The sequence below is a fragment of the Acidiphilium sp. MT5 genome, assembly GCF_054767495.1.
Genome location: NZ_BAABMR010000018.1, coordinates 13,485 through 28,210, shown reverse-complemented (window position 1 = coordinate 28,210; position 14,726 = coordinate 13,485). Strand labels below are relative to the sequence as shown.

19 protein-coding genes are annotated in these 14,726 nt (G+C 59.3%); 8 read left to right on the top strand and 11 right to left on the bottom strand.

Translation table 11 applies throughout. The annotated features are described in order from the left end of the window. Positions 1-180: hypothetical protein (locus ACYUCQ_RS15420; RefSeq protein WP_460255443.1), on the bottom strand; the 180-nt coding region annotated here is incomplete at its 3' end. 122 nt (positions 181-302) lie between these two features. On the opposite strand from ACYUCQ_RS15420, the gene ACYUCQ_RS15415 reads away from it, so the two are divergent. The 6 genes from ACYUCQ_RS15415 (at position 303) to ACYUCQ_RS15390 (ending at position 5,609) form a co-directional block, all read left to right on the top strand. After that, on the top strand, positions 303-1,424 hold the full coding sequence (locus ACYUCQ_RS15415) for a heavy metal-binding domain-containing protein (RefSeq protein WP_460255442.1): 1,122 nt from the start codon (positions 303-305) through the stop codon (positions 1,422-1,424). Between the two features lie 22 nt (positions 1,425-1,446). Next, positions 1,447-2,556: a WD40 repeat domain-containing protein gene (locus ACYUCQ_RS15410; protein ID WP_460255441.1), complete on the top strand. Its 1,110-nt coding sequence runs from the start codon at positions 1,447-1,449 to the stop codon at positions 2,554-2,556. A gap of 20 nt (positions 2,557-2,576) precedes the next feature. Further along, on the top strand, positions 2,577-3,734 hold the full coding sequence (locus ACYUCQ_RS15405) for an alpha/beta hydrolase family protein (protein WP_460255440.1): 1,158 nt from the start codon (positions 2,577-2,579) through the stop codon (positions 3,732-3,734). After that, positions 3,731-4,225, top strand: a complete 495-nt coding sequence (locus tag ACYUCQ_RS15400; RefSeq protein ID WP_460255439.1) for a hypothetical protein — start codon at positions 3,731-3,733, stop codon at positions 4,223-4,225. Before ACYUCQ_RS15405 ends, ACYUCQ_RS15400 begins: the two co-directional genes overlap by 4 nt. A 123-nt stretch (positions 4,226-4,348) precedes the next feature. Then, positions 4,349-5,005 carry a hypothetical protein gene (locus tag ACYUCQ_RS15395; RefSeq protein ID WP_460255438.1) on the top strand — a complete coding sequence of 219 codons (657 nt, stop codon included), beginning with the start codon at positions 4,349-4,351 and terminating at the stop codon, positions 5,003-5,005. A gap of 97 nt (positions 5,006-5,102) precedes the next feature. Then, positions 5,103-5,609: an REP-associated tyrosine transposase gene (locus tag ACYUCQ_RS15390; RefSeq protein ID WP_460255437.1), complete on the top strand. Its 507-nt coding sequence runs from the start codon at positions 5,103-5,105 to the stop codon at positions 5,607-5,609. A gap of 52 nt (positions 5,610-5,661) precedes the next feature. On the opposite strand, the gene truA is transcribed toward ACYUCQ_RS15390, so the two are convergent. The 3 genes from truA to def are packed head-to-tail and all read right to left on the bottom strand — an operon-like array spanning position 5,662 to position 7,960. Then, the gene (gene truA, locus ACYUCQ_RS15385; protein WP_460255436.1) at positions 5,662-6,441 is read right to left on the bottom strand and encodes a tRNA pseudouridine(38-40) synthase TruA; all 780 of its coding nucleotides are present in this window, start codon (positions 6,439-6,441) and stop codon (positions 5,662-5,664) included. Beyond that, a complete protein-coding gene (fmt, locus tag ACYUCQ_RS15380; protein WP_460255435.1) occupies positions 6,438-7,397 on the bottom strand; it encodes a methionyl-tRNA formyltransferase in 960 nt (319 codons plus the stop codon). Before fmt ends, truA begins: the two co-directional genes overlap by 4 nt. Continuing rightward, complete coding sequence (gene def / locus ACYUCQ_RS15375) at positions 7,394-7,960, bottom strand: peptide deformylase (RefSeq protein ID WP_460255434.1); 567 nt, start codon at positions 7,958-7,960, stop codon at positions 7,394-7,396. The genes fmt and def overlap by 4 nt, the downstream gene beginning before the upstream one ends. Before the next feature lie 162 nt (positions 7,961-8,122). Between def and ACYUCQ_RS15370 the strand changes: the two genes are divergently transcribed. Next, entirely contained in the window at positions 8,123-8,587 is a 465-nt protein-coding gene (locus ACYUCQ_RS15370; RefSeq protein WP_460255433.1) for an Hsp20 family protein, read from the top strand. A 5-nt stretch (positions 8,588-8,592) separates the two neighbouring features. Further along, the gene (locus tag ACYUCQ_RS15365; protein ID WP_460255432.1) at positions 8,593-8,850 is read left to right on the top strand and encodes a DUF1150 family protein; all 258 of its coding nucleotides are present in this window, start codon (positions 8,593-8,595) and stop codon (positions 8,848-8,850) included. A 39-nt stretch (positions 8,851-8,889) separates the two neighbouring features. Here the strand turns inward: ACYUCQ_RS15365 and ACYUCQ_RS15360 are convergent, their stop codons facing one another. The 7 genes from ACYUCQ_RS15360 to ACYUCQ_RS15330 form a co-directional block, all read right to left on the bottom strand. Then, positions 8,890-10,089: a serpin family protein gene (locus ACYUCQ_RS15360; RefSeq protein ID WP_460255431.1), complete on the bottom strand. Its 1,200-nt coding sequence runs from the start codon at positions 10,087-10,089 to the stop codon at positions 8,890-8,892. Between the two features lie 136 nt (positions 10,090-10,225). Further along, entirely contained in the window at positions 10,226-10,858 is a 633-nt protein-coding gene (gene msrA, locus ACYUCQ_RS15355; RefSeq protein ID WP_460255430.1) for a peptide-methionine (S)-S-oxide reductase MsrA, read from the bottom strand. Between the two features lie 69 nt (positions 10,859-10,927). Beyond that, entirely contained in the window at positions 10,928-11,731 is an 804-nt protein-coding gene (locus ACYUCQ_RS15350) for an exodeoxyribonuclease III (protein ID WP_460255429.1), read from the bottom strand. After that, positions 11,728-12,441: a fumarylacetoacetate hydrolase family protein gene (locus tag ACYUCQ_RS15345; protein WP_460255428.1), complete on the bottom strand. Its 714-nt coding sequence runs from the start codon at positions 12,439-12,441 to the stop codon at positions 11,728-11,730. Before ACYUCQ_RS15345 ends, ACYUCQ_RS15350 begins: the two co-directional genes overlap by 4 nt. A gap of 10 nt (positions 12,442-12,451) precedes the next feature. Then, a complete protein-coding gene (locus tag ACYUCQ_RS15340) occupies positions 12,452-13,225 on the bottom strand; it encodes a gamma-glutamyl-gamma-aminobutyrate hydrolase family protein (RefSeq protein ID WP_460255427.1) in 774 nt (257 codons plus the stop codon). Between the two features lie 153 nt (positions 13,226-13,378). Continuing rightward, positions 13,379-14,074 carry a LolA family protein gene (locus ACYUCQ_RS15335; RefSeq protein ID WP_460255426.1) on the bottom strand — a complete coding sequence of 232 codons (696 nt, stop codon included), beginning with the start codon at positions 14,072-14,074 and terminating at the stop codon, positions 13,379-13,381. Between the two features lie 22 nt (positions 14,075-14,096). Beyond that, entirely contained in the window at positions 14,097-14,489 is a 393-nt protein-coding gene (locus ACYUCQ_RS15330) for a MarR family transcriptional regulator (protein WP_460255425.1), read from the bottom strand. Between the last annotated feature and the right edge of the window lie 237 nt (positions 14,490-14,726).

Here is a 14,726-nt window from a genome sequence, read left to right as displayed (position 1 = left end):
GGGTTGGTAGTCCGACCCCATCTTGGCACATCCGATGCCGTAGGGCCGTCCACCCCAACATTTAAGGGTGAGGTCGAAGCGGGAATATTCGGGGGCGCCGAGGGTTTTGCGGAGCATGTGCGCGATGGTGGTGAAGCGGTCGGCGAGGCACTGCGCGAGAGTGTTAGTGGCTTGCTCCATTTGACTAACATGGCATAACAGGGGGTGGGTGCGAAAGAGCAAAATTGACTGTTGGGGTGGTTTGTTTCAGGGTGGGATTTGTTTTGATGGCATGATTTTATCTGCAGAGCGGAGGGGCGAACATGGCGAATGTCAGTGGGCTTTCGGGCAATGAGATTTATTGCATGGCGTTGAAGAATTATCGGCCTGGTGGGCTGGTGGTGGGCAATAGTGTGAATTCGCTGGGATTTTTGCGAGACATGTCGGCGGGGTTTCGCGGCATGGTGGGCGGCGAGATTTCGGAGGTGACGCAGGCGATTGAGGATGGGCGGTTGAAGGCGTTTGAGCGGATGGTGGCGGAGGCGCAGGGTGCCGGGGCTGCGGGGATTGCGGGCGTGACCGGGGATTTGCGCGATTTTAATGGGAATACGGAGTTTTTATTTGTGGGTTCGGCGTTGCACGCGGTGCAGGCGGGCGCAAGATCGGGGTTTTTCAGTAGTGCGGGGAGTGCGCAGGAGCTTTATTGTCATATGGATGCGGGATATCAGCCGCTGAGCCATGTGTTCGGCAATATTGCGTATCAGGTTGGGTTTGGCGGCGGGCTGAGCGGGGCGTTGAAGACGTTGGTGCGCGGCGAGATTGCGGAATATAGTGATATTTTCAATCAGACACGGCATGCGGCGCTCAACCGAATTGTGGCGCAGGCGCAGGCGGTGCGGGCGAATGCGGTGCTTGGGATTCGCACGCAGATTATGTTTTGGCATAACACCCATGAGATGTTGATGACGGGGACGGCTTCGGTGCACCCGGCGCTGCCGGCGGGCTATACGCAGCAGCCGGTGACCAGCGATATGACCGGCGAAGAATGTTGGGCGATGACGAAATTGGGCTATGCGCCGCTCAAATTATTGATTTCGGCCTCGATTTATTCGCTGGGCACGGTGGGTGGAATTAAGGCGGCGTTCAAGGCGTTTACCCGTGGTGAAATTAGTGATTTGACCTCGCTTATTCATGATGCGCGGGAGGTGGCGATTGGCCGGCTGAAGAGCGAGGCGGAGGCGATGGGGGCTGATGATGTGGTGGGGGTGAAGGTGAATATTGCCGAGATTGGCAATTTGGTGGAGTTTTTGGCGATTGGCACCGCGGTTAAGCGGCTGCCGGGGCTGGCAATGGATAGTCAGGCGCTGCCGGTGCAGGCGATTGTGCCGGATAAGGATACGTGGATTGATGGGACGTTGGGGGTGGTGGTTGAGCATCCGCAGTGAGGGGGAGTTTCGGGGCTGAGCGATGACACCGCGGAGCCTGACTTATAGCCTTGGCTTGGCCTTGTTATGTGGTTTGGCATGGGTTTCATGGTCTGCGCGCCCGGTGACGCGATTCACGGTGCCGCAAGGCACGATTGTCAATATTGCTTGGAATCCAGACGGTAAATCTCTGGCTTATTGCGGTTTTGGTGATCAATCTGGCGATCATGCTGGTTGCGCGATTATGAACGCGGCTTCGGGCAAGATTGAAACGATGTTTCCGCAAACCGAAGACGCGATTGCGGGTAATGGTAATGGTGTTCTGGCTTTTGTTAGTGCCGATCGCTTGCTGCTGCCCGCCCTGTGGCACAGCCGCACCGGGTTGATGACGCTTTGGGATGTTCACACGGGTAAGCTGGTGGGCGGCGTCAATTTTCCGCCGATGAGCGATGAGGGTAGCCAGACCGCCGCACAGCTTTCGCTTGCGGCTGATCGCGGGCGCGTCGCGGCCACCCAGGGCGGCCCCTATCCGGTTCGCGTTTATACCGTGCCTGGGCTTAGGTTGGTGCGGATGATTGCTCCTGTGCGCGGCCAAGCGGTGATGAATATTGCGTTGGCGGCTGATGGTCGTTTCCTCGCGGCCCGGTTGGATGCCTATCGCGTGACATTGTTTAATGTTTCGACGGGCGCGGTGCTTGGGAGCATTCATTGGGATTTTAATCGTGACACCGCGCCGGCCAGTGCGTTGGCGATCAGCCCGGATGATCGGTTTCTTGCAGTCGGCTTTGAAAATGGCGGCGAGGTGCAAGTGCCTAGTTCTGATGGCACACTCAAAACGGTTGCTAGCCCTTGGCCGATGAGGCCGATTTTGATCTGGCCGCTATCGGATGGCGTTGCTGCTGGTCCGCCCAGGGCGCTTTGCGGCCCGCAAACGCAAGGCGTGCTCGATATGGTATGGACGCCCGATAGTCACGGCGTTATTTTCACCGATAACCGCGGCACTGTGGTCTCTTGCCCGCTGACCGGCGTGGCGGGCACGATTTTGTTGCATCGCGACCGGAGTGCGGTGCAAATTCCGGCGATCTCGCCTCACGGCCAGCGTCTTGCTATCGGCGCTGGTGATCAGATTATGATTATGCCGCGGAAACGTTGAAATGCTCAGGAGCAGCCCGGATGGCCGCGCAGCTTGATTTGCAAACCTACCTGGACGCTTCGTATGTTGCTTATGCAAGCGACCCAGTGCCAGACCTTACGCGATTTCTGCCGAATTATAAATTGGTAAAGCGCGCGACTTTAAACGACGGCTTCCAGGTTAATATTTTGCAGTCTCGGGGGTCCGACGCGCATTATCTGATCGCCTTTAGAGGCACCGATCCGGCGTTCGGCGTCGTTATTGACGAGGCTGAAGCGATCGCGGTGGATGAGGCCATCACGATCAACAGCCCGATTTTGGGTTTACTGAGAGCCAAGCGCTATCACCAGGATCTGGACCGAATTTTGCTTAACCCATCGGTTCAAGATGTGATCACTGATTTCAAGATATTCAATGATAGATCGGTCAATCAATATAATGACGCTCTTGCCATTGTTCGGAATTACGCAACATCCGGTGGGCCGCCAATTTATGTGACGGGTCATTCGCTGGGCGGCGGCATCGCTAATTTTGTTGCAGGCGCTTTGCCTAACATTACGGGTATGACTTTTGCGGCACCGGCCTATAAAAAATATGGCAATGCAAGCGCTAGCAGCATTATTAATTATTATAATGTCAACGATACAATTCCAACGGTTAATCTGCAGTATCATTGTGGGGCGGTTAAGCCGCTCGATCATCTCTATAGTTCTTTTGCGGTTGAGCACGAGCTCGGCTTTCGATCATCTATTGTCTATGGTTTTAACGAAACGCCGAATATCACCACAGCCATTACCGCTGATAATGACCTTGTATATTCATTAGTTGCTGGCAGCCTTGGTTTTGTTGTGGCCCGTTTGATTTTTCATGATCTGGGCAATTACGCATTGCTGCTCAAACGGATTCCTCGCATTGGCAAAACCCATATCAATACCATCAAGGACTTTGCCCAAGCGGCTCACGACATCATGATCAAGGCTATGTGGCTCCAGCGTGAAATTCACTCGCCTGGGCATGGGCTGAAAAGCTTTTTCTGGCGCCTGACAACCAATGCGGGTCAGATTGAATATGATAGCATCAAAATGGGCTTGTTCATGCCACCCGACCAATCCGGACGAAATCAAGGTGTGACAATGATTCATTTGATTCAGAAGGAGAGCGGGGCAACCCATGCCAAGTTTGTGCGGTGGGAGCGGTGAAGGACCCGGTGCCCGGCCCGAGTGCGCCTCGGCAAGCGCGTCGGGATGAGTTGGACCGCTTTAGCGTTTTTTTCTTTTTTCTGCTGGTTGCGGTTACCCTGTCGTCGGGCACCGCGGCTGTACTATTGCTCCGGAACCAAGGTTTTATTGCCTCATTTGATACTTTGCTGATCGCTGATGTGATTACCGTGCCCACACTAATTCCGGTTATCGTTTATTTTGGTGTGCTTCGCCATCAATTGTTCATTGTGCAGATGATGCGCTTGCTGGCGATTGGGTCACTTGTTCTCCAAACCATTGTGTTGGTCAGTGCGACGATCTTGTGGCTTCACTATGGCATCCGTAACTCATCGAACGCTGCTGTTGATTGCTTTTTTGCGGCGTGGATGTCGGTGCCTGGTATGATTGTTTCTTTGTTTTGCGTTATTCGTGGTAAGAGGCATAGCTGGTTCGCTGTCGCGTTGCAGGCTGGTTATCTTCGCTCGGGGTAATGTGGCGCGAAATTGGATGGAAGTGAAGCCTATCAGGCCCACACAATCTTGATTTTCTTGACTGAATGTTATTTTTTTGCTGTCAATCGCTAAAATAAAATTTTCTCTCGGAGAACGGGTATAATGACCAAACTTGATAAGCATATCCGGCGCTACACCACGATAGCCGCGACAATTGACATTCTCCAACGCCAGCAGCTTCCGCTTCTTAATCCCGAGCGATGGGATGATCAAAATGATCGTCATTTTATGAAACTATATAAAAAGGCGAAGGGAATTGGCGGACTCTATGCCCTATGTGCTGCATCAAGCTCGGAAACATACCACCATTGGCGTGTATTCACCAGCGCAGCCGATGGCGTCTGCATTGAGATCAGACGTCAGGACTTCGAAAACGAGCTCGAAAAAAAGTTGCAAGGCGTACGATTTGGTGAAATGGAATATCTTAAAATAAGCGATATTAAGACGCTTTCCGCCAAGGACGTTTCACGACTACCATTCATCAAGCGGGTCGGCTTCAGTGCGGAGAGCGAATATCGAATTATTGCTGAGACCGATCAGGCTCAAGCTTCTGCATATCCGGTGGCATTTCCGCTTAGTTTGATTTCCAGGATTTATTTTAATCCCTGGCTTCCAGCGACAATTGCCGAGAGCCTAACAAGGACGATCCGCGAACTTAAAGGATGTCGCGGCATCAGAGTTGTTAGATCGCATTTAATTGACAGTGAAACTTGGAAGAGATCTGGAGATTGTATCGCCGGAGAGCCTTTATTGGAATAATGGGGTGCGACAATGATGGGGTGCTCAAGCGCACCCCATCTTACGACGGTTGGTGATGTTATAGGGTGGTGGAGAGTGGCGGATTATCGGCGGCTGCGTGTTGCGGGGGGGGACGTATTTTTTCACGTTGACGTTGGCGGATCGGCGCAGTGATTTGTTGGTTGCGGAGGTTGGTGCTTTGCGGGTTGCGGTTTCGCGCGCTCTGGTGCTGTATCCGTTCGTGATCGATGCCTGGGTTGTTTTGCCTGAACATTTGCATGCGGTGTGGACGTTGCCGGAGGGTGATGCTGATTTTTCGCTGCGATGGAGCCTGATTAAGCGCGGTTTTTCGGCGCGGGTTGCGGGCGGTGAGGGGCGGTCGAACTCACGGATTGCCAAAGGGGAGCGCGGCATTTGGCAGCGGCGGTTCTGGGAGCATCGGGTGCGCGATGAGGCCGATTTTATCCGGCATGTCGACTATGTTCATTTCAATCCGGTGAAGCATGGCGTTGTGGAAAATGCTTGGGATTGGCCATTGTCGTCATTTCGACGTGCGGTGGCGCGCGGGAATTATCCACCTGATTGGGATGGTGGTGCCGTGGGAGATGGTTGGTTGGGTGAGTGATTGGGCGGGCGGGGTGCGGGGCGGCTGGTGGGGTGCCCGAGCGCACCCCACCCTACGAGGGTGAAAAAGGGTCGGCGGGAAAATCGACGGCGGAGAGAAAAAGGCCGGTGGCGGGGGCGGTGGGGCCGGCGGCGGCGCGGGATTTTTGGGCTAGGATTTTGGGCAGGCTGTCGGGTGGGAGCGAATGATTGCCGATGAGTTTGAGGGTGCCGATCATGTTGCGGACTTGGTGGTGCAGGAAGCTGCGGGCGGAGATTTCGGCGATGATGTGGTTGTCCTCGCGGGTGATGGTGAAGCGATCGAGCGTGCGGAGTGGGGAGTTGGCTTGGCAGGCGGTGGCGCGGAAGCTGGTGAAATCATGTTTGCCGAGGAGCGACTGCGCGGCTTGGTGCATCAGGGCGGCGTCCAGCGGTGGTTTGACGTGCCAGACGCGGGTGGCTTCGAGGGCGGGGCGGGCGGGGCGGTTGAGGATGATGTAGCGGTAATGGCGGGCGATGGCGGAGAAGCGGGGGTGCCAATCAGGGTCGGTGATCAGGGCGGCTTCGAGCACGGCGATGGGGTGGGGCTGGAGATGGTAGTTCAGCGCGTCGCGGATGGTGCGCGCGGTGAGGCGGGCGGGGTTGGCGTTGGGCAGGAGCAAAAGCGCGACTTGGCCGGTGGCGTGGACGCCGGCATCGGTGCGGCCGGCGGCGGCGATGGTGGGTTCGGTTTGGTTATTCAGGGGGGCGGCGGCTTGTTCCAGGCATTGTTGGATCGAGGGGCCGTTGGCTTGGCGTTGCCAGCCGACGAAGCCGGTGCCGTCATATTCGAGTTTGAGGGCGAAGCGGATCACGCGAGAATGGTGCCGACGGGGATGGGGTAGCCACGGAGAAAATCGGCGGCTTCGAGGGGGGTGCGGCCAGGGCGCTGGAGGAGGGTGGGGCGGATGGCATCGGTGCCGCAGGCGATGGTGAGACGGTCATCGAGCACGGTGCCAGGGGGAGATTGGGTGGGGTGGTGGATGAGGTGGGCGGCGTGGATTTTGATGATTTCGGTTTTGCCGGTGGCGGTGTGGAGCGCAAATTCGCTGCCGGGCCAGGGCGCGAAGGCGCGGATGCGGCGTTCGATTGTGGCGGCGGGGGCGGACCAATCGATGGCGGCGTCCGCCCGGGTGAGTTTGGGCGCGTAGGTTGAGGGGCCGGTTTGCGGGCGGGGTAGTGGATTTTCGGCGAGGGTGCGCAGCAAAAGGGCCGCGCCGAGCGGGGCGAGGCGGTCATGCAGGGTGGCGGCGGTGTCGGTTGCGGTGATTGGGATTGCGGCGTCGAGCAGCATCGGGCCGGTATCTAGCCCTGCATCCATGTGCATGATGGTGATGCCGGTTTGGGCATCGCCGGCGAGGAGGGCGGCTTGGATCGGGGCGGCGCCGCGCCAGCGTGGGAGCAGGCTGGCATGGATATTGAGGCAGCCGCGCTTGGGGATGGCGAGAAAATCGGCGGGGAGGATCAGGCCGTAGGCGACGATGATCGCGGCGTCGAGATCGAGGCTGGCGAAATGGGTTAGCTCGGCCTCATTGTTGCGCAGGCGGGTGGGGGTGCGGACCGCAAGGCCGAGGCGCTCGGCGGCGCGGTGGATGGGGGTGAGGGTGAGTTGCTGGCCGCGCCCGGTGGGTTTGGGCGGCTGGCAATAGACGGCTTTGATGATGTGGCCGGCCTGGTGCAGCGCTTCGAGGGCGGGGACGGCGAAGTCCGGCGTGCCCATGAAAGCGAGGTTGAGGGGTTTGGTGGTTGCGGCGGTGGTTGGGTTGGTCATCGGCGGGCGCGGGTGGCGGCTTTGTCGTCGGCCTTGTCGCGTTGTTCTTTGGCGAGTTTGCGGAGCAAAATATTGCGTTTGAGGGGGGTGAGGTGATCGACGAAGAGGATGCCGTCCAGATGGTCGATTTCGTGCTGGATGCAGGCGGCGAGCAGGTCTTCGCCTTCGATGCGGTGTTTGACGCCGGCGAGGTCTTCATAGCTGGTGGTGATGCGGGCGGGGCGGGTGATTTCGGCGTATTGGTTGGGGAGTGACAGGCAGCCTTCTTCGCGGGTGGCGAGGGTTTCGCTGGCGGCGATGATGGTGGGGTTGATCAGGATGAGGGGCGTGCGGGCGTGATCGGGGCCGAGATCCATGATGAAGAAGCGGAGCGAGAGGCCGATTTGCGGGGCGGCGAGGCCGATGCCGGGGGCGCGGTACATCGCTTCGAACATGGATGGCATCAGGGCTTCGAGCGCCGGGCGGTCGGCATTGGTGACCGGGCGGGCGCGGGTGCGCAGGCGCTTATCCGGCACGATGAGGATCTCGGGGATGGCGGTTGGGCTTGGCGGGGCGGCGCTCATGGCGGGGATTTAGCCGGGCTGGGGGTTTGATTCAATTGGTAGGCTGGTGGCGGGCTGGTGGGTGGTGGGGGATGGCTTGCTTTGTGGCGCGGAACACACCATGTTTGGGCAACGGATTGCCATTGTGGGGTCCGCTTGTCTCGCTCGCATGGAGGAGGCTCGATGAGCACCAGGGTTTTTACATCGCCGTTGTTTTTGGGTTTTGATCATTTGGAACAGATGATCGAGCGGGCGGCGAAAAATTCGTCTGAAGGATATCCGCCGTATAATATTGAGCAGATCAGTGCGACCTGCTTGCGGATTACGGTGGCGGTTGCCGGATTCACCATGGATGATTTGCAGATTACCCAAGAGGATAATCAACTGGTGATCAGGGGCCGGCAGGTTGAGGATCAGCAAGGGCGGATCTTTTTGCACCGGGGGATTGCGGCACGGCAGTTTCAGCGGGCGTTCGTGATTGCCGAGGGGATCGAGGTGCGCGGCGCGTGGCTGGATAATGGGTTGTTGCACGTGGATTTGGTGCGGCCATTGCCGGAGGCGAAGATCAAGACGATTGCCATTCGCAAGGGGGCGAGCGCCGGTGCGGCGCTGGACCCGCATCGCACGTTGAATGGTGGAGAGGAGTGAAAGCGATGAATATTCGGAAGCTGGATGAAACGATTGAGGACAGCGTGGTTGGTGCGATGATTGATTTGCACCATCTGAGTGTCGAGCAATTGGCGGAATTGGGCGTGTCGCAGATTGCGTATGTGCGCAAGGTGATTACCAACCAGGGGCCGGCGGTTGGGGTGTTTGCGGCGAATGGCGCGCCGTTGGCGGTGGCTGCGAGCGATGATTTGGCGCGCGCGGCGATTGTGCAGAATGATATGGCGCCGGTTTCGGTGCATTAACTGGCTGAACATTAACCGGCTGAATATGGATCGGGCGCGTTACCTTGATGGGTTGGTGACGCGCCCGATGAACAGGATCATCGGGCCGGAGCGGATAACGTAGAGAAATGGGTGATTGGCGTCGAACCGGATGGACGGCAGCGGGGACGGGGCCGACATGGCGACTGTCGCTTCGCCAACAGTGACGGCGGCGGCTTTGGTGCCGTGTTCATTAACGATGATTTTGGCTTGCTGGAATACGTTGCTGAGGTGAACTGGCGGGCTGGATGCGATGAGCATCGCTGAAAAATCGGCGTTCGGGGCGAAGGCGCTGCGCATGCCCATGGCGGCGAGGGTTTGGTTCAGTGTCTGCGTGGTTCCGATGGTGAAGCGGGGCAGGCTGAGCGTCACGTTCGTTTCGCGGGCGGTGCGGGCCCATTGATCGAGGCGCTGGGGGGTGAGGTGGGCTTCGATCGCGGGGAGTGCGGCTGCGTGATCGGGCAGGATGATGGTCATGCTGGCCGGGCCGCTATAGTTGAGCGTGAGGATTTTCACGCCGGGTGCGGTGGCGACGACGCTGGTGATGATTTGGTGCATCATCGGCACGGTGATGTTGGCGCCGGTGGCGAGGGTGAAGCGGCCTTGTTTGGTGGCGGCGCGGGTGAAGGGGATGGCCCAGCCCGCGTGGAAATAGACAGCGTTGGTTAGGGTCAGGCGGGTATCGGGGCCGATATTGGCCGGGGTGATGACCTTGTTGATTAGGTGGTTGGTGTGTTGGGACGCCCATTGATTGATCTGCGCGCTGGCGGCGGATCGATTCTTGAAATTGACCGATTGGACGGTGCCGCCGGTGCGGGTGATGGCGCGGGCGAAGGCGGGGTTTGGCGTGCTGCGCTGATCGACCCAGATGGCGTTGGCGCTGACCAGACCTAGATTGGCTTGGTGGGGGATATTGTTGAGTTTTTGCACGGCGGCGAGGAGGGCGGTGCCATTGGTGCGGGGCGCACCGAGGGTGTTGGCGATGGCGGTGGCGGTGGGGCCGCGCGCGCCGAGCAGGCTCATGGTGAGGGTGGTGTAGAGGCTGGACGGGGCGAGGACGAGGTTGCCTGGTGATCCGGGGGCGGTTGCGACGCGTTGGAATAGGGTTAGGGCGAAATGATTTTCGGCGTGGAGGATGGTTGCGGGGGCGTTCTGGGCGCGGGCGATGGTGAATGGTGCGCAGAGGGCGAGAAGGGCGGCGGTGATGCGGCTGGCGTGCATGAGACCCTGCTAATTTTGAATTGGTACTAACAGGGTAGCGGAAAATGGTGACATAATCCAGGGGTGAATACGCTGGGCTTGGACGTCATTGGGGCGTCACTGGGGCGTGAGTGCTGAGTGCTGTCCGTTGGGTGGGTTAGGCGGTGGTGAGGCCGATGGGGCAGGTGATGCCGGTGCCACCGATGCCGCAATAGCCGTTGGGGTTTTTGGCCAGATATTGTTGGTGGTAGGCTTCGGCGTAGTAAAATGTTGGGGCTGGGGCGATTTCGGTGGTGATGGTGCCGTAGCCGGCACGGGTCAGTTCGTGCTGGTAGGCGGATTTTGACGCTTGGGCGGCTGCATGCTGGGCGGGGTTGGTGGTGTAGAGCGCTGAGCGATATTGGGTGCCGATATCGCCGCCTTGGCGCATGCCTTGGGTGGGGTCGTGATTTTCCCAGAATAATTTCAGAATGGCATCCAGGCTGATGAGGGTGGGGTCGAAAATCACCCGCACGACCTCCGTATGGCCGGTGCGCCCGGAGCAGACTTCCTCATAGGTGGGGTTGGGCGTGCTGCCGCCGGCATAGCCGACGGCGGTGACATAGACGCCCGGCGCTTGCCAGAATTTACGCTCAGCGCCCCAGAAGCAGCCGAGGCCGAGGATGAGTTCCTCCATGCCAGCCGGGTAAGGCGGGGCGAGGGGTTTGCCGTTGACGAAATGGGTCGCTTGGATGGGCATGGGCGTGCTGCGACCGGGGAGAATTTGGGCTTGGGTGGGCATGCTGGTCATACGAGCGGCCATGATCATCTCACTTTCGGTCAAACGGGATGAGAGGGATATAGGGGTTTGGCGCGAAAATTAAAGCGCGAGGGTAAGGGCGACGGGGACATGGTCAGACGCGCTTGGCCAATCGCGCGCGTCGGTGAGGATGTGGGTGGCGCGCAGGGCGGGGCGGAGATCGGTCGAGACCCAGATATGATCGAGGCGGCGGCCCCGATTGGAGGCGCGCCAATCGCGATTGCGGTAGCTCCACCAAGTGTAAAGCTTGGCCGGCTCGGGGGTGAAATGGCGCAGCGCGTCGGTGAAGCCTTGGGCTTGCCAATCGAGCAATAATTCGGTCTCGATTGGGGTGTGGCTGACGACATCGAGCAATTGTTTATGGCTCCAGACGTCATGTTCGAGGGGGGCGATGTTGAGATCACCGACCAAAACCCGGTGCTGGGGCGGGTGGGTGCGAAAATAATCGCGGGTGGCGGTGATGAAATCGAGTTTGTGGGCGAATTTTTCGTTTTCGCGCCGATCCGGGATGTCGCCGCCGGCGGGGACGTAGAAATTATCGATGGTGATGGTCTGGCCGTTGAGGGTGAGGCTGGCGGCGAGATGTCGGCAATCATTTTTGCCGCACCATGTGCCGCCTTGATCGGCCAAAGTGAGTGGGTAGCGCGAGAAGATGGCGACGCCATTATAGCTTTTCATGCCGCGCATCAGCACGTGCGGCAGGCCGATGCGCGCCGCGATGGCGTGGGGGAATTGATCGTCCGGGACTTTGGTTTCTTGCAGGCAGAGCACGTCCGGGGCGAGGATGTTGGTCAAAGTGAGCAAATGTTCCTGGCGCAGGCGCAGCGAATTAATGTTCCAGGTGGCAATGGTGAGGTTGGTCATCGTGCGGGCGCGGGCGGGGTGATGGTGAAGGCGAGAGGGGGGATGCGATCAATATGGCAGGTGACATGGTCGCCCACCACCAGCGGGCCGACGCCATCGGGCGTGCCGGTATAGATCAGGTCACCGGGGGCGAGTGCGACGAGGTGCGAGAGGGCGGCGATGATGTCGGGCACCGGCCAGATCAAATCTGCAAGGTCGCCGGATTGTTTGACCTGGTTGTTGATGGCGAGGGTGATGGCGCCTTTGGTGGGATGGCCGATTTGGGCGGCTTGGATGATCGGGCCGATCGGGGCGGAATGATCGAAGCCTTTGGCCATGTCCCAGGGCCGGCGCATGGATTTTGCTTCGTCTTGCAGGTCGCGGCGGGTGAGATCGACGCCGACGGCGTAGCCATAGATCAGGCTGTTGGCGTGCGCGGGGCTGATGGCGTGGGCGGCTTGATCGAGGGCGATGACCAGTTCGACTTCGTGATGCAGGCTGTGGGTTGCGACCGGATAGGGGACATGATTGCCCAGAATGATCGCATCGCTGGGTTTGGTGAAGAAAAACGGCGGTTCACGGTCCGGGTTGCCGCCCATTTCGCGGGTATGGGCGGCGTAATTGCGGCCAACGCAGAAAATCCGGCGCACCGGGAATTGCCCGCCGCCGATGATTGGCACGCCGATGGGTGCGGGCGGAGCGAAGACGAATTTTTCGCTTTGATGGGTCATGGTTGGCCTCCTACCGGGTGATTATTGTGGTGGCGTATTGGCGCACGGCCTCGCCGAAGCGGGCGAAAATGGCGTGCGAGGCGGGGTCGTGCGCGAAATCATATTCGGGATGCCATTGCACGCCGAGCGCGAAAGGCGGGCCGAGCACACGGATGGCTTCGATGGTGCCATCGACCGCGCGGGCTTCGACCGCGAGGCCGGGGGCGAGGCGATCAATGCCTTGATTATGCAGAGAATTCACCGAGAGATGATCGCGCCCCAGCATCTGCGCGAGCACGCCGCCGGGGGTGAGGCTGACATGGTGGGCTTTGCCGATGCGCACGGCGGGATTTTCCTGCATCGGCGTGGAATGATCGAGCCGGTGCGGCAAATCTTGGAGGCGCTGGTGCAGCGTGCCGCCGAGGGCGACATTGAGTTCTTGCAGGCCACGGCAAATGGCGAGCAGCGGGATATCGCGGGCGACGGCGCGGCGGCAGAGGCGGAGCGTCACTTTGTCGCGTTCAGGGTCTTCGGGCTGCAAATCGGGCGGTTGCGGCGGGCCGCCATAGAAGGCGGCGGCGACATTGCTGCGGCTGCCGGTGAGAATGATGCCAGCACAATGATCGAGCAGGGTTTCGATATCGGCGGCATCGCCATTGGCGGGGATCAGGATCGGCACGCCGCCGACCACTTGATCGACCGCGCGCACATAGGTGTCCGACGCGGCGTGATTGAGCATGCCAAAGACGCCGAACTGTTTGGTGCAGCAGGAAATACCGATGAGGGCGCCGAATCGGTTGATCATCCGGGTAATCTGGCATGGTGGGCGTGGCTTGTCGCCTCGCGTGCCCCCAAGGCTGGTTTGAGTGAGGCTAATTTGAGTGAGACTGGTTTGAGTGAGGCTGGTTTGGGTGAAGCAGGTTTGATTTTGAGCGCTTGGGTGGCGGGGAGCGAAGAATTAGCCGCCGACACCGGGACTGGCCCCGTTATTGGCGATGTAGCGGAAATCTTTATCGGGGAATTTGGGGGCTGCATGCAAATCATAGAGGCTGACTTGGGTTGTGGCACCTTGTGCGTCGGTGACCCGCCATTGGCGGAGTTCCAGAGGGTCGGTTGAGAAAATCAGGGTCAGATGGCCCTGGGCGGCTTTGCCGGTGCGGATCAGCGAAATTTGCACTTCGCCGGGCGGTTGGGCGATTTTGGTCACCGTGATGTTGCCGGAAAAATGCACCTGCGGTGCGAGCAAAATGCCAAGCGGGGTGGAGGAGAGCGGCAAATTGGTGGTCTGATTGAGTTGGGGATCGTGATAGACCAGCAAGCCAAAGCCCGCGACCAGCAATTGCGGATCGGGCTTGTCATATTGGAAGCGCATTTTACCGGGGCGCTGCAAAATGGCGGTGCCCGAGCGCACCGAGCCATCGGGTGCCACTTGCAGGAATTTGGCGGTGACGGTTTTTAATCCATCAAGATAGGCTGAGACTTTGGCGAGGATCGCCGCGTTTTGCGCGGTGAAGGCGGGGGTTGCGGCGGGTGCTGCGGCCGCCTTGGCGCTGACCGCGAGGATCGGCGCTAAGGGGCTGAGCAGGCCAGAGGCGATGACCGCCAAGGCGATAGCGCGCAAGGGCTTAATTCGGACGGCACGGTGGATTGGCATCGGCGCTGGATATGCGCGGATGTTACGCAGCCGACCGGCGGCGCGACGGGGCGCGTTCGGCGGCGGGTGCGGGGGCGGGTTTGGAGACTTCGCCCAGCACGGCGCGAATATCACGCAGGAAGGCGTTGCCTTTGGAGGTGCGCTGCACCAGCACGCTGCGGCGATCCGCCGGATCGACCTTGCGGCGGGCGAGATCGAGATCCGCCAGACGGTCTAACGCGCGGGTGATCGCGGGTTTGGAGACGTTGAGCTGGTGGGCGAGGCCGCGCACCGTATGCGCACCATCATCCAGATAGCAGGTGAGGAACACGCCGAGCTGGCGGGCGGAGAGATCAACCCCATCGCGGCGCACCAGGGACACCACGGTGTCACGCAGGATGGTGATGAGATTATCGGACGAGATTTCTGCAGCCATTCACGTTGCCCTTTCGTTGATCGATCGATCAGAGGCGGGGTTGACCGGATTGGTGCCGGTGCAGACCCTTAAGGTTAAAACAAGGACGGCGATGGCAAGACGTTTTGAGGTCTTACCCAGCGCCGACCGGCGGCGTCAGCACAGCCGGACGATGACGGCGTCGTACAACACGTCGTTTCAGACGGGTCATAACTTCTTTTACTGAACTAAGAATGAATCGGATGCCCTACAAGCATA